This window comes from Veillonella caviae (assembly GCF_003992125.1).
In the GTDB taxonomy this organism is placed as follows: Bacteria; Bacillota; Negativicutes; order Veillonellales; family Veillonellaceae; genus Veillonella; species Veillonella caviae.
In genome coordinates this window covers 23,211-49,702 of the sequence record NZ_RQUY01000005.1, presented here as the reverse complement: position 1 = coordinate 49,702, position 26,492 = coordinate 23,211, and the positions used below count along the sequence as shown (strand labels likewise).

General features: G+C 39.9%; 12 protein-coding genes and 1 pseudogene. 10 read left to right on the top strand and 3 right to left on the bottom strand.

Going from position 1 to position 26,492, the window contains the following annotated elements:
* Positions 1–119: 119 nt before the first annotated feature.
* The 4 genes and pseudogenes from EO120_RS02980 (at position 120) to EO120_RS09285 (ending at position 14,991) form a co-directional block, all read left to right on the top strand.
* Entirely contained in the window at positions 120–2,408 is a 2,289-nt protein-coding gene (locus tag EO120_RS02980; protein ID WP_164725716.1) for an ESPR-type extended signal peptide-containing protein, read from the top strand.
* Positions 2,405–3,628, top strand: coding sequence for a hypothetical protein (locus tag EO120_RS02975; protein ID WP_127134018.1), 1,224 nt, complete (start codon positions 2,405–2,407; stop codon positions 3,626–3,628). The genes EO120_RS02980 and EO120_RS02975 overlap by 4 nt, the downstream gene beginning before the upstream one ends.
* Positions 3,571–10,329, top strand: a pseudogene (locus EO120_RS09140) (S-layer homology domain-containing protein); the annotation flags it as partial. The gene EO120_RS02975 and the pseudogene EO120_RS09140, both read left to right, overlap by 58 nt.
* Before the next feature lie 261 nt (positions 10,330–10,590).
* Positions 10,591–14,991: a 2-hydroxyacyl-CoA dehydratase gene (locus tag EO120_RS09285; protein ID WP_241234862.1), complete on the top strand. Its 4,401-nt coding sequence runs from the start codon at positions 10,591–10,593 to the stop codon at positions 14,989–14,991.
* 235 nt (positions 14,992–15,226) lie between these two features.
* Here EO120_RS09285 and EO120_RS02920 read toward each other — a convergent pair whose 3' ends face one another.
* From EO120_RS02920 to EO120_RS02910, 3 genes are all read right to left on the bottom strand, one after another.
* Positions 15,227–16,411, bottom strand: a complete 1,185-nt coding sequence (locus EO120_RS02920; RefSeq protein WP_127134016.1) for a multidrug effflux MFS transporter — start codon at positions 16,409–16,411, stop codon at positions 15,227–15,229.
* A gap of 99 nt (positions 16,412–16,510) precedes the next feature.
* Entirely contained in the window at positions 16,511–18,145 is a 1,635-nt protein-coding gene (locus tag EO120_RS02915) for an L-lactate permease (protein WP_127134015.1), read from the bottom strand.
* A gap of 297 nt (positions 18,146–18,442) precedes the next feature.
* Positions 18,443–19,582 carry an Ldh family oxidoreductase gene (locus EO120_RS02910; protein ID WP_127134014.1) on the bottom strand — a complete coding sequence of 380 codons (1,140 nt, stop codon included), beginning with the start codon at positions 19,580–19,582 and terminating at the stop codon, positions 18,443–18,445.
* 672 nt (positions 19,583–20,254) lie between these two features.
* On the opposite strand from EO120_RS02910, the gene EO120_RS02905 reads away from it, so the two are divergent.
* The 6 genes from EO120_RS02905 (at position 20,255) to EO120_RS02880 (ending at position 26,440) form a co-directional block, all read left to right on the top strand.
* A complete protein-coding gene (locus EO120_RS02905; protein WP_127134013.1) occupies positions 20,255–22,294 on the top strand; it encodes a molybdopterin-containing oxidoreductase family protein in 2,040 nt (679 codons plus the stop codon).
* Between the two features lie 121 nt (positions 22,295–22,415).
* Positions 22,416–23,741: a branched-chain amino acid transport system II carrier protein gene (gene brnQ, locus EO120_RS02900; RefSeq protein WP_127134012.1), complete on the top strand. Its 1,326-nt coding sequence runs from the start codon at positions 22,416–22,418 to the stop codon at positions 23,739–23,741.
* 415 nt (positions 23,742–24,156) lie between these two features.
* Positions 24,157–24,414, top strand: a complete 258-nt coding sequence (locus EO120_RS02895; RefSeq protein WP_127134011.1) for a DUF1653 domain-containing protein — start codon at positions 24,157–24,159, stop codon at positions 24,412–24,414.
* A gap of 95 nt (positions 24,415–24,509) precedes the next feature.
* The gene (locus tag EO120_RS02890; RefSeq protein ID WP_127134010.1) at positions 24,510–25,286 is read left to right on the top strand and encodes an HAD family hydrolase; all 777 of its coding nucleotides are present in this window, start codon (positions 24,510–24,512) and stop codon (positions 25,284–25,286) included.
* Between the two features lie 154 nt (positions 25,287–25,440).
* Positions 25,441–26,079, top strand: a complete 639-nt coding sequence (locus tag EO120_RS02885; protein WP_127134009.1) for a peptidylprolyl isomerase — start codon at positions 25,441–25,443, stop codon at positions 26,077–26,079.
* A 94-nt stretch (positions 26,080–26,173) separates the two neighbouring features.
* Positions 26,174–26,440, top strand: a complete 267-nt coding sequence (locus EO120_RS02880; protein WP_127134008.1) for a GIY-YIG nuclease family protein — start codon at positions 26,174–26,176, stop codon at positions 26,438–26,440.
* The last annotated feature ends 52 nt before the right edge of the window (positions 26,441–26,492 follow it).

The window sequence follows — 26,492 nt, the reverse complement described above, 5'->3', positions numbered from 1 at the left end:
AAAGTGGAGTATAATGGTGTTGTATAATCGGAAGGTGATACTTTTATTAGGTCTTTTTAATTTATATTGCTTTTTTAGCGTATGAGTTGGAAATGGATGTGGAAGGAGTTCGAGGCATTATGAACAAGATTTACAAGGTTATTTGGAATTCTGTGCGACAGTGTTATGTTGTTGTATCTGAAAAAGCGAATAATCATGGTAAAAACAAATTACGTAGTATTAATTTAGGCGTCAACCAATTTCAGGAATGGAAAGGTATGGCGCCTTTTTGTGCTAATAGGGGTATGGGTAGAGGAATATTAATCGGTGCTTTAATAGGAATCGCTATGTCTATGCCTGTGCAGGGGGCGGAAATTACAAAGCTGGATACTAAGAATGCAGGGCTTGATCAAAATGTAGTATTAGGACATGGTACGGCAGCATCTACAGAAGATTTTGAACCAGCCAGTTATGTTACTCTTGTAGGTCGTGGAGCTCGTGTAATTAATGCTAAATCCGAGACTATAGCAGGGAATCAAGGAGATGGGAATGGCAATTATGCGACGGCTATTGGATGGTCTACTAAAGCGGCACAAAACGCAACAGCTTTGGGTGCAGGGAGTAATGCTAATGCATTGGCCTCTATGGCTATTGGGAGAAGCGCTGTTGCAAATGGTGAGTTTTCCTTAGCCATTGGTAATGGGGAATCCGATAGTAATGGAAATATTAAAGAGGGTACAGGGGCAACAACAAAAAGTCAATATGCTATTGCTATCGGCGCCAGTGCTGTAGCTGGTAAGGACCCTGTAGATTCAAAAAGTTCGACTCCAGGTTCATCTGGTGCTTATGCCATTGCTCTTGGTGGTAATACACAAGCTACTAATAGTAGTAGTGTGGCCATGTCCTATGGTGCTCGCAGCTCAGGGAATGGATCCTTGGCATTAGGTCGCTATACGAATTCCTCTGGGGATCATTCGGTAGCGTTAGGGCCTGGTGCACAAGGTACGGGATTACGTAGCTTGGCTATTGGGGTGTCTTCTGCATCGGCTCCTGGGCATAATCCGGAAGGTGCTACTGCTAGCAATACAGATACTATTGCTATGGGTACTGATTCGAAGGCGAGTAATGTTGATGCCGTTGCAATTGGTAGAAAATCGGCGGCTAGTAATACACAATCTATGGCAGTAGGTGTCGAGTCTACTGCTAGTGGTGATAAATCTACTGCATTAGGGTACAGCTCTTCTGCAACAGGATCTAATACCGTTGCAGTTGGTGATGCTACTGCAACTGGTGAAAGCTCTATTTCTATTGGGGGCAGTTCATCTGCTAGCGATCATTCCACATCCCTTGGTGGTAGTGCGGTGAGTTCTGATTACTCGGTAGCTCTTGGATTTGGGGCTACTGCTGATAGTACAGGTACTGTAGCATTAGGGGAAAACTCTCGTGCTACTGCTGTGAGAGCATCTGCATTTGGTAATAATGCTACCACTTCTGCTGCAGGGGGCGTTGCTATTGGGTATGCGTCTGAAGCAGCTACAGCTGGAAATAAAGTAGCCGCTAAACAGACTTGGTCTACCTATGCTGGTAGCAATGGAACTTTCACATCCTCTACTAGTATCAATGGTAATAATGTAGGTGCTGTGTCTGTTGGTAAAGCCGATGGCAGTTTGACGCGTCAAATTGTCGGTGTTGCAGGCGGTACTAATGATACTGATGCTGTTAATGTGGGACAATTGAAATCTACCACATTACAGTTAGGTGGTAATAATAGTTCTAACGGTAAAGTTAATGTATGGAGTGGAAAATTAAATGTAATTGGTGCCACATCAGGTCCTATTAGTACCAGTGCGTCAGGGGATACTATTACTATTAACTTTGATGATTCCGCATATGCTAAGAAAACCGATGTACAAACAAGTACACCTGGTTCTATTACCTTGAAAGGTGAAAGAACGGGTGGTTCTAGCAGTTTAGCGGAAGATAGTACGGGTAGCACTTGGTCTTCATCAGATAATAAAACGATTCAATTTGAAAGTATTGAAAAATATACTGTTGGTGATGATCGGTATACGGGAAATAATCTTGAGGTGTATCGTAAAACCGATGATAGTGGTGTAGAGAAGGTAGAAATCCTTATGAAGGAAAATCCTACCTTTGAAAGAACTGTAACAGCTCCTACTTTTGTGGCAGGATCTAGTACTGGTCAAAACACAACAATTAACTCGAATGGCATAACTATTTCGGATGGTCCTGCTATGACAAAAGATAGCTCAGGTAATTCTTACATTACTGGGTTGAGCAATAAGACTTGGGTAGTAGGTACTACTGAACCAGTGAGCGGTCGAGCAGCTACAGAAGATCAATTGAAATCTGTATCTGATGTGGCGAATACGGCAAAACAGAAGCAGGGAAACATAGCACTGTTGTGAAAGGCACAAATGTTACAAGTGTAACAACAGGAACGAATACGTCAGGTGGTATAGCCTATACTGTTAATGTAGATAATTTGGGCTTGTCAGCGAATGGTACCTCAAAAGGAAGTACTAGCCTTGGCACGGGTATTAATTTTGTTAATGGAACTAATACGACAGCTACAGTTAATGGAAATTCAGTAAGTTTCAATGTGTCTAATAATGCCATTAAATCTGTAGCTAAAGATTCTGTCGTGGTGCAACAAGGTAATAATGTAACAGTATCTTCGAGTACAGCTAACAATGTAACCACATATACGGTGAATGCCGCTAATACTTATGTGAATGGTGGTAATGTAACGTATGCAGGTACACAGGGAAATGCAACAGGTACAGTTAACTTAACACGTAATGATGGCACTACTGTAACTCTCACAGGTTTTAAGGATGACTATGTAACGGGTGCGACTGTGAAACCAGCTACAGCAGGTGGTAAATCTACAACGGTTCAATTTACTCGCTTAAGTGGCGCTACCTTTGATGTAGACTTGGCATCTGTTTTGAGTGGCTATGGTATGAGTGACTACCAATTAACAGGGGCAGGTACGAATCATAACGAAGCTTACACAGTAGCTGATGATGGATCTGTAACGCTTAACATTGTAGATTCTGTGGGCAATGGTGCTACTAAAACGGTTAAACTGACAGATCTAGCCTCTAAATCAGCGGTAGATACTATCACTACAAAAGTTAATAACGGTTTGAGTTTTGAAACTAATACGAAAAACGGCAATGACTATAAAGTAGTGAAACGCAACCTAGGCGATACGATTAGTATTAAAGGTAGCGATGCAACGAATATTGCAGACTACCGCACAGACAACTTGACTACAACCATTGATGATGACGGCAACATTACGATTATGATGAAACAAGATATCACAGGTAATAGTGTGACAGTTGGCAAAGATGGTAAAGACGGCAAAGAAGGCTCTATTGGTATCGCAGGTAAAGATGGTGTACCAGGAGCCGATGGTAAACAAGGGTATAGCACAACTATTATCAAAACCGAAAAAGGCCAACCAGGTCAAAATGGAGTGAATGGTAAACCAGGCGTAGATGGTACAGATATTACGCGTATTGTGTACGAGACCAATGGTGAGAATCATACATATCCACATTGGACGATGGCCTCAAATTTAAAGGCGATGATGCAACTGTTATTACTAAGAAATTAAATGAGCAGTTGGACATCGTAGGCGGTGCTACAGGCGCATTGACAGATAACAACATCGGTGTGAATGCTACTAACGATGGCAAGTTGAAAGTACAATTGGCAAAAAACATCAACTTAACTGCAGATGGCTCGATTACAACAGGTAATACGGTAGTGAATAACAGTGGTTTGACTATTACTAATTCAGCAGATAGTAATAAACCGATTAAGATTACTAATGGTGATGTATCTATGGGTGGTAACCAAATTACCAATGTAGCCTCTGGTGGCGATACAGGTACGAATGCAGCGAACATCGATGATGTGGCACGCATTTCGAAAGCTAATGATACAAACACTATTACAGATGTAGCAGGTACAGGTGCTATTACAGTAACGCCTGCTCCAGTAGGTACAACCGATAGTAGCAACCGCACATACACAGTTGGTGTTAACTACGATACAGTAGCAGACAACCTCAATTTGAAATATACAGGGGATAACAGCACGAGTGGTCAAAATACATTGAGCGAATCCGTAGCATTTAATGGTACAGCGAACCAAATCGTAACAAAAGCAGAAAATGGTAAGGTAGGATTTGCCTTAGCAGATGATATTGTGATTGCTAAGACGGTAACAGCTGGCGGTACTAAAATGGGTACACAAGCTGGCGGTGGTGCTAATGCAGGTGAAGGTAACTATGTGACTGGCTTAAGCAATACGAGCTGGGATGCTAATAACATTGCTAGTGGCCGTGCTGCTACAGAAGACCAATTGAAAAAAGTCGCTGATGACATTAAAACCGGTACAGTTGCAGGTGATAAATACGTTACAGGCGGTACAGCAACCTATGCAGATAATGGTACAGGTACAGCTGAACTCACTGGTACTAATGGCTTGACAGCTACTGTTAATGGTTTACACGATTACTACATTACAGGGGCGACGACTTCTACAGATGGTAAAACCGTGACATTGACTAAAAACGATGGCACTTCTGTCAAACTTGATTTAACCAACACATTAAATCAAGATATGCGATTAGTCGTGAACCCAGATGCTGCAGATGGTAAGTACGCTGTAGATACAAACGGCAATATTACCTTGAAAGTCCAAAATGCAGATGGTTCTGTAAGTAATGATGTAATTCTTAAAGACGTGGCTAGCAAAACAAGTGTAGACAATCTCACTAATACAGTGAATAATATCGATAACCGTGTGACAAATAACACGAACGAAATCGGTAAAGGCCTTAACTTTGCAGCGAACGAAGGCACTACATACAATGCTAAATTGGGTAGTACTATCACTGTACAAGGTATAGCTAAACAAGATGGTCATACATATAGTGCGGACAACTTGACCACTGAAATTGATGCAAATGGTAATATTACCATTAAGATGGACGATGCCATTTCGGCTAACTCCGTTAAAGTCGGTAAAGATGGTAAGGATGGCGTATCTATTACAGGTCCTAACGCTAAAGACGGCGTAGATGGTAAAGTAGGCATTGCTGGTAAAGACGGTAAAGACGCTGTATCCATTGCTGGTAAAGACGGTGTAGGTCATATTGGCTTAACAGGCCCTAAAGGTGCTGATGGTGCATCTGGTGTATCCATCGATATTACAACTGGTAGTGGAAAAGCAACCCTAGATCCATCTGTGAACAATCCAGTAGGTTCTACAACAAGTGCAGATCGTATTGTCTACACAGATAGCAATAACAATACTCACCAAGTAGCCACTATGAACGATGGACTTACATTCAAAGGTGATAACACAACTGTTATTACTAAGAAATTGAATGAACAAGTAGACATCGTAGGTGGTGCAGCAGCTGACAAATTGACAGATAATAACATCGGTGTGAATGCTAAGGATGGCAAGCTTAAAGTACAACTGGCTAAAGACATCAACCTCACTGATGCAGGTTCTGTGATTATTGGTGGTACAACTATCAATAACGGTGGTATGACCATTCAAAACGGTCCATCCATCACAACGGGCGGTATCAACGCAGGTGGCAAACAAATTACCAATGTAGCCTCTGGTGGAGATACAGGTACGAATGCAGCGAACATTGATGATGTAAAACAAATTACGTCAGCTAATGATAAATACGTTACAGGTGGTACAGCAACCTATGCAGATAATGGTACAGGTACAGCAAAATTAACCGGTACAAACGGTTTAACAGTGGATGTAACTGATTTACATGATTACTATGTAACAGGTGCTACGACTTCAGCAGATGGTAAAACCGTGACATTGACTAAAAACGATGGCACTTCTGTCAAACTTGATTTAACCAATACATTAAATCAAGATATGCGCTTAGTAGCGAACCCAGTAGATGGTTCTGAAGGTAAATATGCTGTAGATACAGATGGTAATATTACCTTGAAAGTACAAAATGCAAATGGTTCTGTAAGTAATGATGTAGTCCTTAAAAACGTAGCTAGCAAAAATGTTGTAGATAACATCGCTAATACGGTGAACAATATTGATAATCGTGTCACAAATAACACGACTGAAATAGGTAAAGGTCTTAACTTTGCAGCGAACAGTGGCACTACATACAATGCTAAATTGGGTAGCACAGTAACCGTACAAGGTACAGCTAAGCAAGCTGGGCATACGTATAGTGCAGACAACTTGACCACTGAAATTGATGCAAATGGTAATATTACTATTTTGATGAACAATGCTATTACTACTGATTCCATTAAAGTCGGTAAAGACGGTAAGGACGGTGTATCTATTACAGGTCCTAATGGCAAAAATGGCACAGATGGTGTAGATGGCAAAGTAGGCATTGCTGGTAAAGACGGCAAAGACGCTGTATCTATCTCTGGTAAAGACGGCGTAGGTCATATTGGCTTAACAGGTCCTAAAGGTAAAGACGGTCAAGATGGCGTATCCATCGACATCACAACCGACAGTGGTAAAGCAACCCTAGATCCATCTGTGAACAATCCAGTAGGTTTTACAACAAGTGCAGATCGTATTGTCTATACAGATAGCAATAACAATACTCACCAAGTAGCCACTATGAATGATGGTCTCAAATTCAAAGGCGATGACACAACTGTTATTACTAAGAAATTAAATGAGCAGTTAGACATTGTAGGCGGTGCTACAGGCGCATTGACAGATAACAACATCGGTGTGAACGCTACTAATGATGGCAAGCTCAAAGTACAACTGGCTAAAAACATCAACCTTACTAATACAGGTTCTATTACTATCGGTGATACAGCTATTAATAATGGTGGTTTGACCATTACTGGTGGTCCATCTATTACAACAGGTGGTATTAATGCAGGTGGTAAACAAATTGTCAATGTAGCTTCTGGTGGTAATATTGATAGTAATGCAGCTAACATTGGTGATGTAAAACAAATTGCGGCAGCTAATGATAAATACATTACAGGTGGCTCTGCTACTTATAATGCAGATGGTAACGGTACAGCAACGCTAACAGGTACTAATAACTTAACTGCTAACGTAACTGGATTACATGATTACTATGTAACAGGTGCTATGACTTCTGCAGATGGCAAAACCGTAACGCTAACTAAAAATGACGGTAGCACTGTATCCCTTGATTTAACAAATACATTGAATCAAGATATGCGCTTAGTAGCGAACCCAGTAGATGGTTCTGAAGGTAAATATGCTGTAGATACAGATGGTAATATTACCTTGAAAGTACAAAATGCAAATGGTTCTGTAAATAATGATGTAGTCCTCAAAAACGTAGCTAGCAAAAATGTTGTAGATAACATTGCTAATACGGTGAACAATATTTATAATCGTGTCACAAATAACACAACTGAAATAGGTAAAGGTCTTAGCTTTGCAGCGAACAGTGGCACTACATACAATGCTAAATTGGGCAGCACAGTAACCGTACAAGGTACAGCTAAGCAAGCTGGGTATACGTATAGTGCAGACAACTTGACCACTGAAATTGATGCAAATGGTAATATTACTATTTTGATGAACAATGCTATTACTACTGATTCCATTAAAGTCGGTAAAGACGGTAAGGATGGCGTATCTATTACAGGTCCTAATGGCAAAAATGGCGCAGATGGTGTAGATGGTAAAGTAGGTATTTCTGGTAAAGATGGTAAAAATGCTGTATCCATTGCTGGTAAAGACGGTGTAGGTCACATTGGCTTAACAGGTCCTAAAGGTAAAGACGGTCAAGATGGCGTATCCATCGATATCACAACCGATAGCGGTAAAGCAACACTTGATCCAAATGTAAACAATCCAGTAGGTTCTGCAACAAGTGCAGACCGCATTGTCTACACAGATAGCAATAACAATACTCATCAAGTAGCAACCATGGACGATGGTCTTACATTCAAAGGTGATAATACTACTGTCATTACTAAGAAATTAAATGAGCAGTTGGACATTGTAGGTGGTGCAGATGCTGCGAAGTTGACAGATAATAACATAGGTGTAAATGCTACAGGCGGCAAATTGAAAGTACAATTAGCTAAAAACATTAACTTAACTGCAGATGGCTCCATCACAACAGGCAATACAGTAGTGAACAATAGTGGTTTGACCATTACTAATCCAGCAGATAGTAATAAAACGATTAGCATTACTACTGGTAAAGTATCTATGGGTGGTAATCAAATTACGAAGGTTGGATCTGGTGCGTCTGGTGAAGCTGATGGAAAACCTGTGTATAATACGCTTGATAATACTGCTAATATTGGTGATGTGAAAAATATTGCAGAGTCTGTTTCTAAAGCAAATGATACTAATACAGTAACCACTGTTACACAAGGTAATGGTATTACTGTAACACCAGGTGCCAATAATAATGCTACAAATAAAACATTTGAAGTAAAATTAAATGATACTTTCACAGTAGGTAGTGGCAATACGAGTGTTACTGTAGATGGAACTGCTGGAAAGGTTAATGTTGGCGGTAGCACAGGGACTACGGTGACAAAAGATTCTGTTAATATTGGTGGTACTGATGGTACAAATCTCACAAAAGACGGTTTAACTATCGGAACTGGTGATACAGCTATTAAGCTTTCTAAAGATGATGTGGCTATGGGCGGTAATCAAATTACGAAAGTTGGATCTGGTGCATCAAGCATCGTTGATGGAAAATCAGTGTATAATACGCTTGATAATGCCGCTAATATTGGAGATGTAAAAAATATCGCTGAGTCTATAGCTAAGGAAAATGATACTAATACGGTGACTACTGTTACAGCTGGAAATGGTATTATTGTAACACCAGGTGTCAATAATGATGCTACAAATAAAACATTTGAAGTAAAATTAAGTGATTCCTTTGCTGTAGGTACTGGAGATAAAGCGGTTTCTATTGATGGAAATAACGGTAAGGTTACTGTTGGTGGTAATGGTGGTACAGCTATTACAAAGGATACAATCACGGTGGGTGGCGTATCTGTAAATGGCGATAGTTCTACTATTACTGGTTTAACTAATAAGACCTGGAACCCAGATGCTATTACTAGTGGTCGAGCAGCTACCGAAGATCAATTGAAAGCTGTAGATGATAAAATCACTGGTGGTCGCGTATTTAGCAGTGATACTAAGGATGTGAACAATAATCCTGATAAGGTTACTATAGGTTTAGGTGATACCTTTAAGCTAAATGGTGGCGCAGCTAGTGATGCATTAACAGACCGTAATATTGGTGTAGTTACTAATGCATCTCATGATGGTTTTGATGTTAAGTTGGCAAAAGATTTAAAAGGCTTATCTAGTGCTACTTTTACAACAAAGGAAACCGATACAACTAGTGCTGGTGAAACAGTTGAGGTTACTCGCGAAACTACTGTTACTGGCAATGGTATTGTAGTTACAGGAAATGCATCTGTTAATGGGAAAACGGTAGCTGAAAGAGCAGTATCTATCCAAGCGGATAATGTGGACATGGGAGGTAATCAAATTCATCGTGTCGCAGCTGGTACTGCAGATGATGATGCTGTTAATGTAAGCCAATTGAATCGTGTAGGTCAAAAATTAGGCGAACGTATTAACTACGCTGGTGCGAATGCAGCCGCATTGGCAGCGTTACATCCGTTGGATTTTGACCCAGATGATAAATGGGATTTTGCAGCAGGCTATGGTAATTATGCTGGTGCAAATGCAGCGGCTATTGGCGCATATTATAGACCTAATGAAGATACTATGTTTAGTGTCGGTGCATCCTTAGGTGGTGGTGAAAACATGATTAATGCTGGGGTAAGTGTAAAACTTGGACAAGGTAATCATGTATCTACATCTCGAGTAGCTATGGCAAAAGAGATAAAAGATATGCGTCAAGCTATGGCTGAGTTGACCAGTTTGGTTCATTCCTTAGTGAGTGAGAACCAAGGCGTTAAGTTGGATAAATCCTCATTGTTCCCTGATGTTCCTGAGAACCATTGGGCATATGAATATGTATCGAGATTAGCTGGTGCGGGCATTGTTGAAGGTTATCCAGATGGTAACTTTGGTGGTGATCGGATGATGACTCGATATGAATTTGCTGCTGTAGTATATCGAGCATTGATGAACGGTGCAGGAAGCCATCCAGAACTTGATCCACATGGAGATCTTAGTAAATTAGTGAAAGAATTTGATCCTGAATTAAAATATATTCGAATCGATACAATCGCTACGGATAATAATGGGAATCCAACGATTGAACGGGTTCGTGTTAAACGTTAATACATATAAGCGCATCAAATTTTAATAAAGAACTAAATTTTGATTTCCTGTAGGTGATAAAAGGTCACCCTAGAGAGTTTATCTCTAGGGTGACCTTTTTGTATGGCAATGTATTTTTAGGGTAAACAGTTGTTATTGAATAATACACTATTCCTGTAATGTATATCCTTTATATTTTATCGATATATGTATATCATAGATAAATAAAGTAGATGATGTATAATATACACATAGTGCTTATTTAGTATAAGAGAGGTTTATATGCAACAATTGTTACGCATGGGGATCGATGTTGGTTCGACGACTGTGAAAGTTGTGCTCCTGGACGAACACGGTAACTATTTGTACAAAAAATATATTCGTCATTATGCCAATATTATAGATACAGTGTATACCTTATTGAAAGAAGCTCAAGTAGGGTATGAAGATGCATGTGTGCGCGTAGCTATTACTGGGTCTGGTGGTATGGCTATGGCTGATAAGGTGCGTATACCTTTCGTACAAGAAGTAATTGCAGAGACGAAGGCTGTGAAAGCATTATATCCACAAACAGATGTTATTATCGAACTTGGTGGGGAAGATGCAAAGGTTACGTATCTTGGTCAAACTGCGGAGCATCGTATGAATGGTTCTTGTGCAGGTGGTACAGGAGCCTTTATTGATCAAATGGCCACATTGCTCCAAACTGATGCATCTGGGTTAAACGAATTGGCTATGAACGCTGATACAACATATCCTATTGCGGCTCGTTGTGGGGTATTTGCAAAAACAGATGTACAAGCCTTGTTAAATCAAGGGGCATCTCATGAGAATATCGCGAAATCTGTATTTCAAGCTATCGTAAATCAGACTATTGCAGGCCTTGCATGTGGTCATAAAATCGAAGGTAATGTGGTATTTCTTGGGGGACCATTGACGTTCTTATCCGAACTTCGCCAATGCTTCTGCCATACGTTGGGACTTGATGAAACACATCGTATTATCCCCGAGAACGGCGAATTATTTATTGCCGTAGGTGCGGCTTTGATGAGTGATGGTTGCCGTCATATTACGGTGGGGCAACTAACGAAAGAAATCGGTGATCTCATCGGTATTCCTATGGATGCTACAGATCGCATGGAACCTCTATTTAACAACGAAGAAGAGTTAGCCAAATTCCGTGCTCGGCATAATAAGGCAGTAACACCAAAGGCGCGCATTGAAGATGCTGTAGGTCCATGTTACCTCGGTATTGATGCTGGATCTACAACGCTGAAAGTGGTGCTCATTAACAGCCATAATGAAATTATTTTCTCTCACTATGGTCCTAACTATGGCAAGCCATTGGAAAAATCTCGTGAAATAATAGAGAAAATTTATGAGCTTTTACCAAAAGACGCTTACATTGGACATTCTGGTGTAACAGGTTATGGTGAAACATTTCTAAAAAGAGCTTTAGGTATTGATATTGGTGAAGTTGAAACCATTGCTCATTATCGTGCAGCCCAATTTTTCTGCCCAGATGTGTCCTTTATTTTAGACATAGGCGGACAAGATATGAAATGTACTAAAGTTCGTGATGGGTATATTGAGGATATCGTATTAAATGAAGCCTGTTCCTCTGGCTGTGGTTCCTTTATCGACACCTTTGCCACATCCTTACGCCTTCCTATCGACCAATTTGCTAAAGAGGGCTTGTTAGCACCGATGCCAATCGACTTGGGATCTCGCTGTACTGTATTTATGAATTCCAAGGTAAAACAAGCGCAAAAAGAAGGTGCTACTGTACCCGATATTGCAGCTGGTTTGGCGTATTCCGTTATTAAAAATGCTTTGTACAAAGTATTAAAAGTAAAAGATCCAAAAGAATTAGGAGAACACGTAGTAGTACAAGGTGGTACCTTCTATAATGAATCTGTGCTCCGTGCTTTTGAGAAACTCATGGGGGTTGAAGTTATCCGCCCAGATGTGTCAGGCCTTATGGGTGCTTACGGCATGGCTCTCCTGGCATCCGAGGCTGCGGCTGAGCATATAGACGCAGCCAAAGAACATAGTCATGTCGGTACATCTGCTACAGCAAATCAAGGGGCTGCTAATTCTGTTGCATCTGTAGTACTACCTAATGTGACTACTGCTGATACAAATCAATCAGCAATGATAACCGCAGACGGTGTTGCATTACCATATAGTACACTCTTAGACTTAAACGGCTTACATTCATTGAAGGTATCTACATCTATGCGCAACTGTGGATTGTGTTCCAATAATTGCATGCTCACCATTAATGCTTTCTCCGATGGGCGCACATATGTAACTGGGAATCGTTGTGATCGCGGTGCAGGAGATATGATTCAGGAAAAGCGCAAACCTGTACCGAATATGGTCGACGCGAAATTGCGCCGATATTTTGACTACTATTTGAAGAAAAATTTGCCTGAATTTGAAGGTAAATTGCGTATTGGCATCCCACGTGTCCTCAATATGTATGAGGACTTTCCATTTTGGTTCACATTCTTTAATAAATTGGGCTGTGAAGTGGTGCTTTCAGAATATACGACGAAAAATCAGTACAATAAGGCGATAGATACTATTCCGTCCGACACAGCGTGCTATCCTGCAAAGGCGGTACACGGTCATATCCGCGATTTGGCGAATGCTCAAGTAGATTTTATCTGGTATCCTTGTGTACAACATGGGCCAAAGGAATTTAGTCGAGACAATAATTATCACTGCCCAATGGTCATTTCCTATGCGGAACTTATTAAAAACAATATGCAAGATGTGATTGGTGATACGCCGTTTTATGCACCATTTTTGCCCTTAGCAGATAAACAATCTCTTGTTTCTGCGCTTGTGAAAGCACTTAAAGGATTAGGTTTTTCTAAATCCGAAATTTCCTATGCTGTAGATGTAGCATGGGATGAGCAAGAGTCTTGTAAAGCTGATTATCGAGAACAAACGAAAAAAATTGTTTCTCGACTCGTAGCAGAGCAAGTGCCGACCATTGTATTAGCAGGTCGCCCTTATCATTTGGATTCTGGTATTAACCATGGTATTCCTGAGCTCATTACATCTCTCGGTATGGCTGTGCTTACCGAAGATGGAGTGGCGCCATTGGGGCAAGACATCAAGCATCTTCGCGTTGTGGATCAATGGTCCTATCATAGCCGTTTATATCGTGCTGCAGAATTTGTGAGCCGTACAGAAGGATTCCAAATTGTAGAACTCAACTCCTTTGGTTGTGGACTCGATTCTATCGTAGCAGATCAAGTGAAAGATATTTTGTCTGCAAAGCATAAAATCCATACCCTTCTTAAAATTGACGAAGGTACCAATCTAGGAGCTGTTACAATTCGATTGCGCTCGTTACAGTCTGTTATGGCACGGAGTATGCGTCACCGCCATAATTCTGAGGTATCTGTAGAAACGCAAGTTGATACAATGCCAGCATACGATTATGAACGTATTGTATTCACGAAGGAAATGGCACAGTCTTATAAAATTCTAGTGCCTCAAATGTCACCAATCCATTTTAGCCTCTTGGACCCAGTGCTCCGTTCAGAAGGCTATGATTTTGAAATGTTATCGGCGCCGACTCGTGAAGATATCGAGGTGGGACTAAAATATATTAACAATGATGCGTGCTATCCTGCTATCATTGTTGTAGGCCAGTTGATGAGAGCTTTGCTTTCAGGAAAATATGATGTAAATAAGACAGCGGTTATTATTTCTCAAACAGGTGGTGGCTGTCGTGCGACGAACTACATTGGTTACCTTCGTAAAGCTTTGATTGATGCAGGTATTAAACAGGTGCCTATTTTATCTCTCAACGCTAGCAATATGGAAAAACAACCAGGATTTTCCTTGACGAAGCGGTTCTTACATCGAATGATTCAAGCCATTGTATACGGTGATGCATTGATGCAATGTGTATTGGCAACTCGGCCTTATGAGATGAATCCTGGATCTGTTAATGCACTGTGTGATTATTGGATTGATAAGTTGCGTCAGCACATTACGACGGCTAGTTTGCGTCAATACAATAGTTACATTAAGAATATCATTAAAGATTTTGATAATTTGCCTATTGATAAAAGCATTGTTAAACCACGTGTTGGCGTAGTAGGAGAAATTTATGTAAAATTCCACCCTAGTGCGAATAATCATATTAATGAACTGATTGAAAAAGAAGGTGGCGAAGTTATTACATCTGGTCTCTTAGACTTTTTCTTATACTGTGCTATGGACAGTACATATCGCGCTAAACACTTGGACGGTACATGGTTATCTGGTTTCTTTGGTACATTGGCGAGAGAGGCGTTGGAACTCTATCGTTTGCCATATGCTAAAGCTGTTGCGGCATCGAAACATTTCGACCCACTACAACGGATGACAAAAGTGGCAAAAGAGGCATCCCATTTTATCGACCTTGGCAACCAATGTGGCGAAGGCTGGTTTCTTACGGGGGATATGATAGACCTTATCGAAAAAGGTGCAAAACAAGTAGTATGTTTACAACCATTTGGTTGCTTACCAAATCATGTTACTGGGAAAGGGATGGTAAAAACATTATCTGAAGCCTATCCAGATGTGCGCATTGCTGCTATTGATTACGACCCAGGATCGAGTGCTGTTAATCAGGCTAATCGGTTGAAATTATTGTTGGCAACCATGTTTGAGTAAACTGTCGTCTATAGTGATAATTGCTTAGGTAGATATGATGATACTGACCTTTAAGAGTAATATATAGATAATCTAAAATACAAAAAGACTAGCATTCTAGTGAAATGCTAGTCTTTTGTGCTATCTTTATAGGATTTGATACATAGTATATTAATATTGTCGCATTAGGCAGTGTAATTTAATATAGTTAGTTAAGTTAGGGCTATTATATTATTTTGTCGTTTATTATGACTTATTAATCTTTATTGGCGATCATGGTGTAATAGAATGCTAGGGATAATACGGCGCATATGACCATAACAACACCCATTGGAATACCTGTACTTTCACCACCGATGCCAACGAGAGGAGCTACGAAGCCGGCAGAGAACATACCTGCAAATCCTAAAATTGCGGAGGCACTGCCTGCGAGGTGACCGTATTTCGCCATGGACAGAGAGAATCCAGCAGAGCCGTAAACAGACACGGTGCATACAGTGAAGAATAGAATGATGCTAGTTGGTATTAAAGACCATTCCCATACCATAGCGATTAAGAATAAAATAGAACCGATGGTCAATTGCCAAAGACTGAAGTGAAGGATGCTTTTCGTTTCTATTACATTGCTTGCTTTGGTGGCGATAAAGCTTGCGGCGATAATCCCACAGCTGTTGATACCGAACATGTAGCTAAATTCTTGAGCAGAGAGGTTAAAGATGTTTTGATATACGAAAGAGGAGCCCGTAATGTAAGCAAAGAATGCGCCAAAGGCGAAGAGTTGTACCAAGGATTGACCGAGGAAAAAGTTGTCTTTTAATAATGTGCTGTAGCTTTTGAAGGCCGTCACAATTCCTCCTTCGATGCGTTTTTCTGGCGGTAGGCTTTCAGTAAATAGGAAAGAGCCTAATAATAAAATAGCAGAGAATGCGGCAAGAATGATAAAGATAAAACGCCAAGTAGAGAAAATAAGTAGTTGCCCTCCGATGAGAGGAGCTATGACTGGCGCTAATCCATTGACGAGCATTAATAGGGACATGAGGCGCATTAGTTCTGCTCCGGATGCATAATCGCGAGAAATTGCCTTGGCAATGACAACCCCGATAGATCCCGTAAAACCTTGTAAAAAACGACCTATCAGTAGAGTTTCTATGTTCGGTGCATAGGCGCAGAGAATGCTAGCAAGTACACATAAGAGATTGCCTATAATGAGCGGCTTTTTACGTCCGAATTTATCGCTCAATGGACCGCCTAATAATTGCCCGAAAGCGATACCAAAGGTCATAATACCGATAGTCATTTGGATAAGAGATGCACTTGTGTTTAGCTCCTCTGGCATAATCGGTAATGCTGGTAAATATAAATCCGTAGCTAATGGCGTAATAGCTGTTAATGAGCCTAGAAATACGATGAGAAAGAGGGATACATTTCTTGTTGATTCCATAATAACCTTCTTTGTTTGTTAAATTGATGTAGAGATTTATAGAGACGAGCAATGTAGAACAGCCCCGATTTCAAATCGGGGCTGTTGTCACAAGTTCTATTAGAAGAAAACTTTGTGAATTACGTGGATATAATTTTGTCCAAAGAATGCAATGGCACCATGCATGATGATGAAAATCAAGAAGTATTTGAAAGCGCTATTCATGATAACGTTTGCTTCTACTTCGTGTTCTAATTTGTGTGCCTCTTCAGGAGTAATTTCCTTGTGGCTGTCAAGATATGCTTTTAAAGCTGGCCCTACAGCACCAATGGAGATGGCGATAGATTGTGGAGATAACATTTTACCAATACCAGCTGCGCCGGAGTTAACTGCCGCCAACCAGAAGCCAAGATCTTCCCAGTTTGCAGGGTCTAAACTTTGAGCAGATGCAATTTGTAATGGGCCAAACAATACATTGGAATTTGTACCAGAACCTGTTAAGAATGCACCTAAAGCACCTACGATAGGGGAGAATGCTGGGTACATAGTGCCAGTAGCGGCAACTAATGCATTTGCGATTTCAATAGTCATACCAGAGTATGTCATTAATTTTGCAGTCATTACAACTGTGATGATAGTGAGGTATGTAAATTTCAAGTTTTTAACTGTAGAACCTAAAGTACCAAAGATTTCACCAGCAGATGCTTTTTGAATAAAACCACCAAGGATACCAGCGATGAAAATCATGATACCTGGTGTAGCAATCCATACGAATGTGTAAGGTTTAGCTCCTTCGCCTTGGTAGATTGGCACAGATGTTTTAATAGATGCCAAAGGACCATTGATAGCAGGGAACAATTTAGAAGTTAATAATAACAATACGAAAATTAAGATAAATGGCATTGCTGCAATTACACCTTCGCTACCAGAAACTTTTGGTGCGTCTGCTTGTTTAACTTGGTATGCAGGATCATTCGGTGGTAAGAATTTTGCACAAAGAATGATAACAGCCATGATAGCGATAGAAGCAGAGATTACAGATAATTCAGGGCCAAGTAGTTTGTTGATAATAACTTCTGGCACTGCAAGGGCAAGACCAGAAAGGAATGTTACTAGAAATACGCCTTTTAGTGCTTTGAAACCGCCACCGATAATCATAACTACGAAGAACGGTGCGATAAGGTTTAATAAGAATAATTGAACAGCGATGAATGTACCAAGATGTACAGGGTCAAGACCTGTTAAAGATGCCAATGTTGTTGTTGGAATACCGATGGAACCATATGTAGTTGGTACGGAATTCGCAACAAGACAAGCAATGATAGATTTGAGTGGGTCAAAACCAACAGCTACCATCATTGCTGCAGGAATCGCAACGGCTGTACCGAAACCAGCCATACCTTCCATGAAAGCACCGAAGCCCCATGCAAGTAATAATGCGAGTACACGCATATCGCTGGTTACGGAAGACAACATTGTTTTAATGGTTTCCATAGCTTTTGTATGTACTACAAGGTTGTAAACGAAGATAGCTGCTGTGATAACCAAAAGGATTGGCCAAATAGCAAGAGCTGCACCTTCGAGGGCACCGGACAACATAATCATTGGATCCGCTTGGAAATATGTAATGGCTACAATGAAAGAGCCGATTGCTGCTACGGAAGTGGCTTTCCATGCAGGCAATTTTAGAATTGATAGAGCCACAATTAACCAGATGATTGGCAAGAGGGCTAGAAGTACTGTTAAGGCACTCATTTGTGGAATCATCCTTTCGTTAAATATAAACTTTTATATAGCGTCTAGGACGATGCAGTTACCCTAATCAATAATTTTGATGAGTTTATTGCTACTCTATTAAATTGTAATAAGTCAGATAAAATAAGGCTTTAAATAAAAATAAACAATAGACTTATCATAAAAATTGATAAAGGGTATAAAATTTTTTAACACCATACGGTGTTAAAAAGAAAGAAGGGGACATAAACCAAGTTTATGTCCCTTTCTATGCTATCTACATGTCCTAGTTAGGGCCATTTACTAAGTATTTAGGTATTAGTAGTTACCTTTGAACATGTTAGCAGGAGCTTCTGGTCTGTAATCGCCGAAGTAGGAGGAGAAGTCTAAGCCCAAAGCTTCGCAAAGTTCAAGCACTTCTACCATTGTACCATTAAGTACAGGAATGCCTTCTGCTTTAACTTTTTCAACGGATTCATTTTCTTTTTCGCCATGAGTGTAGATGCGATCTTGACCTTCTGCTTTAGGTGCTTCACGTAATTCTTGTAAGAATTGAGAGAAGTGTTTTTTGATTTCCGCAGCATCGCCGAAGAACTCAGGGTTAATAGCCATGAAGCCGTGGCAAATATTGGAACGACCGCCAACCATACATTTGTTGGAAGTGCCGCCTTGGGATAAGATGGAGGAGAATAACTCAGCAATCATGCCATTACCATAACCTTTGTGACCGCCAAGAACTTCTGTAGCACCACCTAAAGGAAGGATACCGCCGCCTTCATGACGGGAGATGTTGCCAAGCACTTCTGCTGCATCTGTGGAAGGAACACCATCTTTATTTACAGCCCAGCCATCTGGAGTAGCTTTAGCCATTTTGTTGTACATTTCTAATTTACCACGAGTTACTACTGTAGTGGAGCAATCGAAGAAGAAATCTACAGGATCAGCAGGTACTGTCCAAGCGATAGGGTTGGAACCAAGCATAGCTTTACGAGCATATGTAGGAACCATGATTGCTTCGGAGTTAGTACAGGAGAAACCAATTAAGCCTTGATCGGAAGCCATTTTTGCGTAGTAACCAGCGATACCATAGTGGTTGGAGTTACGTACAGATACGATACCAACACCGGATTTTTTCGCTTTTTCAATAGCCATTTCCATAGCTTTGTGGCCCAATACTTGGCCCATGCCGTCGTTACCTTCGATAACAGCGGATACAGGAGTTTCGAATACAACTTCTGGTTTTGCGTCGATTTTAATCAAACCATTTTCGATACCTTTGTGGTAACGAACCATACGTTGCATACCATGGCTTTGAATACCGAACAAGTCGGAAGTCAAAAGTACATCTTGGATGATGTCCGCTTCTTTTTCGGAGAAACCGAATTTTTGGAATGCGTCCATGCAAAGTTTTTTTAGTGTTTCATAAGGGAATAGCACAGTGTTTTTTGCGTCTGCCATTGTTAAAACCTCTTTTCAGAAAAAATGTACTAGATATAGCCAACTCCATGTCATCCATCATTAAGCACATATAACATGATGAATTTGTTATCGAGTTGTATACCTCTCAAATGACAATGTCAGTATAGCACACAATATTCAGATATTGAATAGTTTTACATAGCGAAATACATTACTTAATATGCATAATTAGGTGTGATTTTTGATACATAAATCCTTATACATTAGTAAAATACTAGATTATAGCTAAAAATAAAGTGTTATGCGTTTCTGTAATAGAATGGATGTCTATAGAATGATTTTGAGTATTTTTATGAAGTTTATTATTAAATTTGACTCTCTATAAACATAGATAGATACCGAAAAGTATCGATATTTATTGTGCATCTAATGAGTATACATTAAAAATTTTGATATATATTTGTAGAATAAATTATAATTCTTATTATAAAATGTATTGATATGCAAAGATGGTATGACGTATATTGGTGGATAATTATGTTGATAACAATATCGTTTTGGGTATAATTACAATATATTGGATAATATAAATATACATCACTGTTTTACTTGTATGGTACTATATAGGTAGAATCGTTAAGTATGTCGAGCGAAGTACTAAATATATAGAGAAAACTGAGTATATAGGGGAGAGCTAAAGGAGCTACTAGTATGAAAGAGTACAAGAGTGTATGTCCTTACGATTGTCCCGATGCATGTGGATTAATCGTAACTGTAGATAATAATAGGATAGTCAAGGTGCGTGGTAATAGAGAACACGCTTTCACAAGAGGGGCTTTGTGTCCTAAGATGACGCATTATGAAAAAATCATCCATTCCCCTAAACGACTTACAACACCGTTAAAACGAGTGGGGAAAAAGGGGATAGGGCCTAGCGAGTATATGCCTATCTCTTGGGATGAGGCGCTTGATGCGATTGTCAATAATTTTAAAGAAGTTATCAATCAATATGGCAGTGAAAGTATTCTGCGTTATTCCTATGCAGGTACTATGGGAGCTGTAAATAGTCCTGCAGCAGATTATTTTTTCCGTCGTATCGGTGCTACAGATCAAGATAGAGGTATTTGCTCTCCTGCAAAACAAGCGGGATTTAAATCCTTATATGGCAATACTTTGGCTATTAAACCGCAAGAAGCACAACATAGTGATTGCATTATATTGTGGGGAATCAACGCGACGGCCACAGATGTACATATTTTGCACGATGTAAATATAGCTAAACGTAAAGGCGCTCAAGTATGGATTGTTGACACCCACAAAACATATACTTTTGATCAGGCTCATCATCATGTATATATAAAGCCAGGCACAGACGGCGCATTAGCATTGGGGATGATGCACATTATCCATAGAGATGGTCTTGATGATATTGAATTTATCCAGCGTTATGTACAAGGTTACGATGAATTAGTAGAACAAGTATTGCCCCGATTTACTCCTGAATATGCATCTGAAATTTGTGGCGTATCTGTGTCGCAAATGACAGAATTGGCACATGCTTATGCTACATCGAAAGCACCGTTTATTCGCCTCGGCAGTGGATTGTCTCGGTATGGCAATGGTGCCATGACTTGTCGCTGTATTAATGCTTTGCCTGCCGTCGTAGGAGCATGGCGGCATTTAGGCGGAGGATTGTTATCTAGTGCTAGTACTGGAGTATTTTTAGATAAATCTTATATGCAGCAACCAAATCATCCTGCTCCGCCTAAACGGGTGATGCCTATGATTCTTTTAGGTGATTTGTTGACGAATCCCAATGCTCTTTATGAACATGGCTTGGACTCAGAATTCCGAACTACTCCAATTCATAGTATTTATATTTTTTCCTCCAATCCGGCTATTACGGCACCTCATCAAAATCTCGTGCGCCGTGGCCTCATGAGAGATGATTTATTCGTCACCGTTCATGAACGATTCTTTACGGATACTTGCAAATACGCAGATATTATTCTACCTGCCACTACATCGGTGGAACACAATGATATTTACAATCCATATGGTCACTATACAATCGGTGTGGGATATCAATTAATTGACCCTATTGGTGAATCAAAATCTAATTGGGATGTTATTTCATTACTAGCCCAACGTATGGGACTTGATGATGCGTTTTTTAAACAATCTGAAACGGACCTTATCAAATCTATGGTGCGCGGCTCTGATTTGCTTTCACAAGAAGAGCAAGATTTGTTGTTGGCCGGTGAACCTGTAGAGATGATGCTGCCTGAGAATTACAAATTAGATATTAAAACGTTATCTGGCAAAATCGAAATATTGAATCCTTGTGAAAGTGTCCCTCTCATTCAATATACTGCGCCATACGGTGATGATGCGCCATTTTGGCTCATTAACGGCAATGATATTCGTATTTTAGATTCTAGTTTTTGCGAATTAGATTACGGCGATGAAGAACTTATGAATTTACGCATCAATCCTGTGGATGCTAGCGATTATAGCATCGTAGATGGTGATCGGGTGGCCATTTATAATAACCGTGGTCGTATGGAAATCACTGCCTATCTTGATAAAAGTGTGCGCGAAGGCACCCTCGTAACGCTTGGTGTATGGTGGCAAGAACAATGTAGTGACCCCTGTGTAGGAATCAATGCTCTTACAGCAGACAGACCTACAGATGAAGGTTGGGGTAGTACGTTTTATGATGTGCAAGTGCATTTGGAGAGATTGTCTTAGTTCTTATAGGAAATAAATTTATATTAACATCGATACAAATCGATGTTGATACTATACCGATACCTGTAATTCCGATATAATAAGGGTATTAATTTTATTATCTTAAAAAGGGGGTAACTTTATGGATGGAACTCAGAATCTATCAAAACGCGCCTATTTAGCTATAGGCATGATGTTGTTTGCCCTATTCTTTGGCGCTGGGAATTTAATTTTCCCTGCCGCATTAGGTCAGCACTCTGGATCTAATGTAGGATGGGCTCTAGCTGGTTTTGTTATTACTGGTGTTGGTTTGCCTTTATTGGGCGTTATGGCTATGGGGTATTCTGGATGTAAAGATGTGCAGGAGTTGGCTAGTCGCGTACACCCTGTATATGGTCTTATCTACACAGTAGCATTGTACTTGAGTATTGGACCTATGTTTGCTACACCGAGAACGGGAACAGTAGCATATGAAATTGCTATCAAGCCTTTTACCGAAGGTGTGGCTATGGATATGCAACCAATCTTTTTAGCCCTGTTCTTTGGCATTTCCTTATGGTTATCTATTAGTCCACAAAAACTTGTAAATCGTATTGGCAATATTCTAACACCTGCTTTGTTATTGGTTATTTTTCTATTAATTGTCAAGTCTTTTATTACGCCACTCGGTGGTTATGCAGTGCCGCAAGGTGAATATGTAACTGCTGGGGGCGCTGTATTACAAGGTTTCCTAGATGGTTATAATACGATGGATGCCTTAGCTTCGGTAGTATTCGCCATTCTCGTCATCGATTTTGTACGTCTCAGTGGCGCTACATCGAGAGTGGTGGTGACGAAAACAGTTATGGAGGTTGGTGCTATTGCAGTAGCACTCCTCGGAATTGTATATATCTTTATTGCTAATATAGGTGCTACTAGCGTGGAACGCTTTGGTTTATTTGAAACTGGCGCTCCGGTGCTTACAGCGAGTGCTGATTTTTTGTTTGGTGCTGTGGGACAAGTGATTTTGGCGGTTATCGTATTATTGGCGTGCCTCAGTACAAGTATTGGTTTAATTACATCTTGCAGTACGTATTTCCACAAATTGTATAGCAAGGTTAGCTACAAAGTATTTGTAGTTATTTTCTCTATAGCTGCCTTTGGGCTCGGTATGTTTGGTTTGAAAACTATTATCAGTGCTGCTATTCCAGTGTTGATGCTCTTATATCCGTTGACCATTGTTATTATTTTCCTAGCTTTATCTGATGCCCTTTTTGATGGTCGTCGCTGTGTGTATAGTTGGACTATTGGATTGACGATGATTTCTGCATTGATGAGCGGATTAGAAACTGCAGGCTGGGCACCTGATGTATTAAAAGCCGTATTTACTCAATATATTCCATTCCAAGGAATTGGTATGGGCTGGGTGAGTTTTGCTGTGCTAGGTTTTATTTTCGGGCTCATTCATAAGGCGCTTAAAAGCGAATGAAAAAGGCGATAATGCTATTGGGGCAATGGACTAATTGCTGAGTATTTCATCTATAATATTAAATTTAGAACTGATACCTACTTTTGGTTCCACTAACTAGATTCTCTTGTGCGCTGCGCGCTTTGGAGAGGCTAAAGTGGAGACAGAGTAGGTATCGTTTTTTTGTACGTTTTCGTAAATCAGCAATTAATCAACTATATTAAATACATCTACTGCTTTTTATTGCTTTTATAAGGCGGACTTTTTATAATGAAAGTAAAGGTTAATTATCTAATAAACGCTCAGACAGAAAATCTGTGATGAAATTGGAGTGAAATGTATGGCGCGAGGGTTAACGATAATATTTCTGATAGGTGATTGATTAACATTAGTTGAAAAATATCTTGAGTATAGTTTTGTAGGTGGGTGGTTACTGATGAAAGCGATTAGTGCTGATAGTATTGTAAAAGGTGGTTTATATCGTCATTTTAAGGGGATGTATTATTACGTACTAGATGTGGCGACCCATTCAGAAACGGGAGAGCTGTTGGTGGTGTATCAGAAGTTGTATGATAATCGAGATTTGTATGTGCGTCCATTAGATATGTTTTTGAGTGATGTGGACCGTGAGAAATATCCTGATGTAGTACAGGAAAAACGGTTTCAACTAATGAGTGGTTGCGAGGCAGAATAGATTTGACTTGTGCTACTAGTATTAAATTGTAAAGACAGGTAGTGGAAATTTGGAGATAAGAGTCATATAGTGTGTATAGCATATAAGGAGGGCTTGTGGAACGGAAATTTTTCTTTTTTGATATCGATAACACTTTGGCGGTATGGCCGAATGGAAATATTCCAGATAGCGCTCAATATTGCTTGGATGAGTTGAAACGGCAAGGTCATCGCGTGGCACTGGCAACTGGGCGTATTCAAATGGATGCACAACGCTTTGCGGATAAGGCAGGACTCGTCGATTTTGTAGCTGATGGTGGTCATAGTGTGACCGTCGATAATAAGCTGATTTCTATGATTGGTATGAATCGGGATATGTGCATTGATTATTTGGAATATTTGGAGTCCAAACAGATTCCTTGGGCTGTTACAGATCGCAATCACTTAGGTCGCATTACACCATATAAAGGAATTTTAGAATGGCACCCCGATTGGGATGTATTTAAAACACATGTAGATCCTGATTTTGACTTTCACAGGGTAGAGGATTTTTATAAAATTTACGTATTTTTTAAAGATGGTGAAGAAGAGGAAAAGGATATTGAGCACATGACGCACAAGCTTATTCGCTACGGCGAGGGGTGCGTGTTGTATGAGCCTATGGAAAAGGCATTAGGCATTCATAAAATGATAGAACATTTTGGTATGGAACCTAGTCAAGTAGTGGTATTCGGTGATGGTTATAATGATTTGTCCATGTTTAGACCTGAATGGTTCAATATCGCCATGGGCAATGCGCGACCTGAATTAAAACTAGAGGCCGATTATGTTACTACCGATTGCGATAAGGATGGCATCTATAATGCGTGTAAGCATTTTGGTTGGATTAAATAATATCTTTTGATAACAGTTTTTCTAGTGAAAACATGATATACTAAAAGAGAACCGCTCATGGGTTGAGCGGTTCTTCTATATTACAAGCTTATGAATTGTATGCCCCATACATTTGATTTATAGTTAACGTATTTTTCTGTGAAAGAGGTTTATTATGAATATAAAACGTTTGGTATTAGCTGCCCTGCTTGGTGTATCTGTATTGGCAATCTCGGCATGTGGTACGAATAGTACAGAAAAATCTGTTACCCCTGTAGCACAGGCGGAAACGGTCAATAAAATGCCGAATTTTACAAATGCTCCTGTGGAAGATCAATATGCTATTTTTGATACTAATTATGGACAAATTAAAATTCGCCTATATGGTTCTAAAGCGCCAATTACAGTGAAAAATTTTGATTATCTTGTGAAACAAGGGTATTACAATGGCGTTACTTTCCATCGTGTTATTGATGGATTTATGATTCAAGGTGGTGACCCATCAGGCACAGGTGCTGGTGGACCGGGTTATGAAATTCCAGATGAATTTTCTAATGATCTTCATTTTAATAGAATGGGGATTTTGGCTATGGCGAACCGTGGACCTAATACAGGTGGTTCCCAATTCTTTATTACCCTAGGACCTACGCCGCATCTCGATAATAAACACACTATTTTTGGTGTTGTTGTACAAGGTATGGATGTAGTGGAAAAAATTGGTAAGGTGAAAACAGATAATCGTGATAAACCTTTAGAACCAGTAGTGATTAATTCTATTTCTATCGAACCTATTACGGATGATGCTACAAAATAGTTAAAGTATAGATTGGTAATGCTTTCTATATGGATAATTATGTAGGTTATATGTATAGTTCTGGTGTTTGAATGGATGTAATAAACGATATAGAATGAAAGAGGAAGGCTTATATTTTACCTATATTCTCCGTTGTGCTGATGAAAGCTTATATTGTGGGTGGACTACAGATTTAGTGAAACGTTTAGCTGCTCACAATGGTGATATCCCTGGAGGCGCTAAATATACGAGGGGTCGTCGCCCTGTTGAGTTGGTGTATTATGAAAGCTTTCAACAGAAACAAGATGCACAGTCGCGAGAATATGCTATCAAACGATTGACGAAGACGAAAAAAATCGCCCTCATAAATCATTCAAAATAGACATCCAATGTGATATAATATATTGATATGTTATGACCATGGAGGATGAATG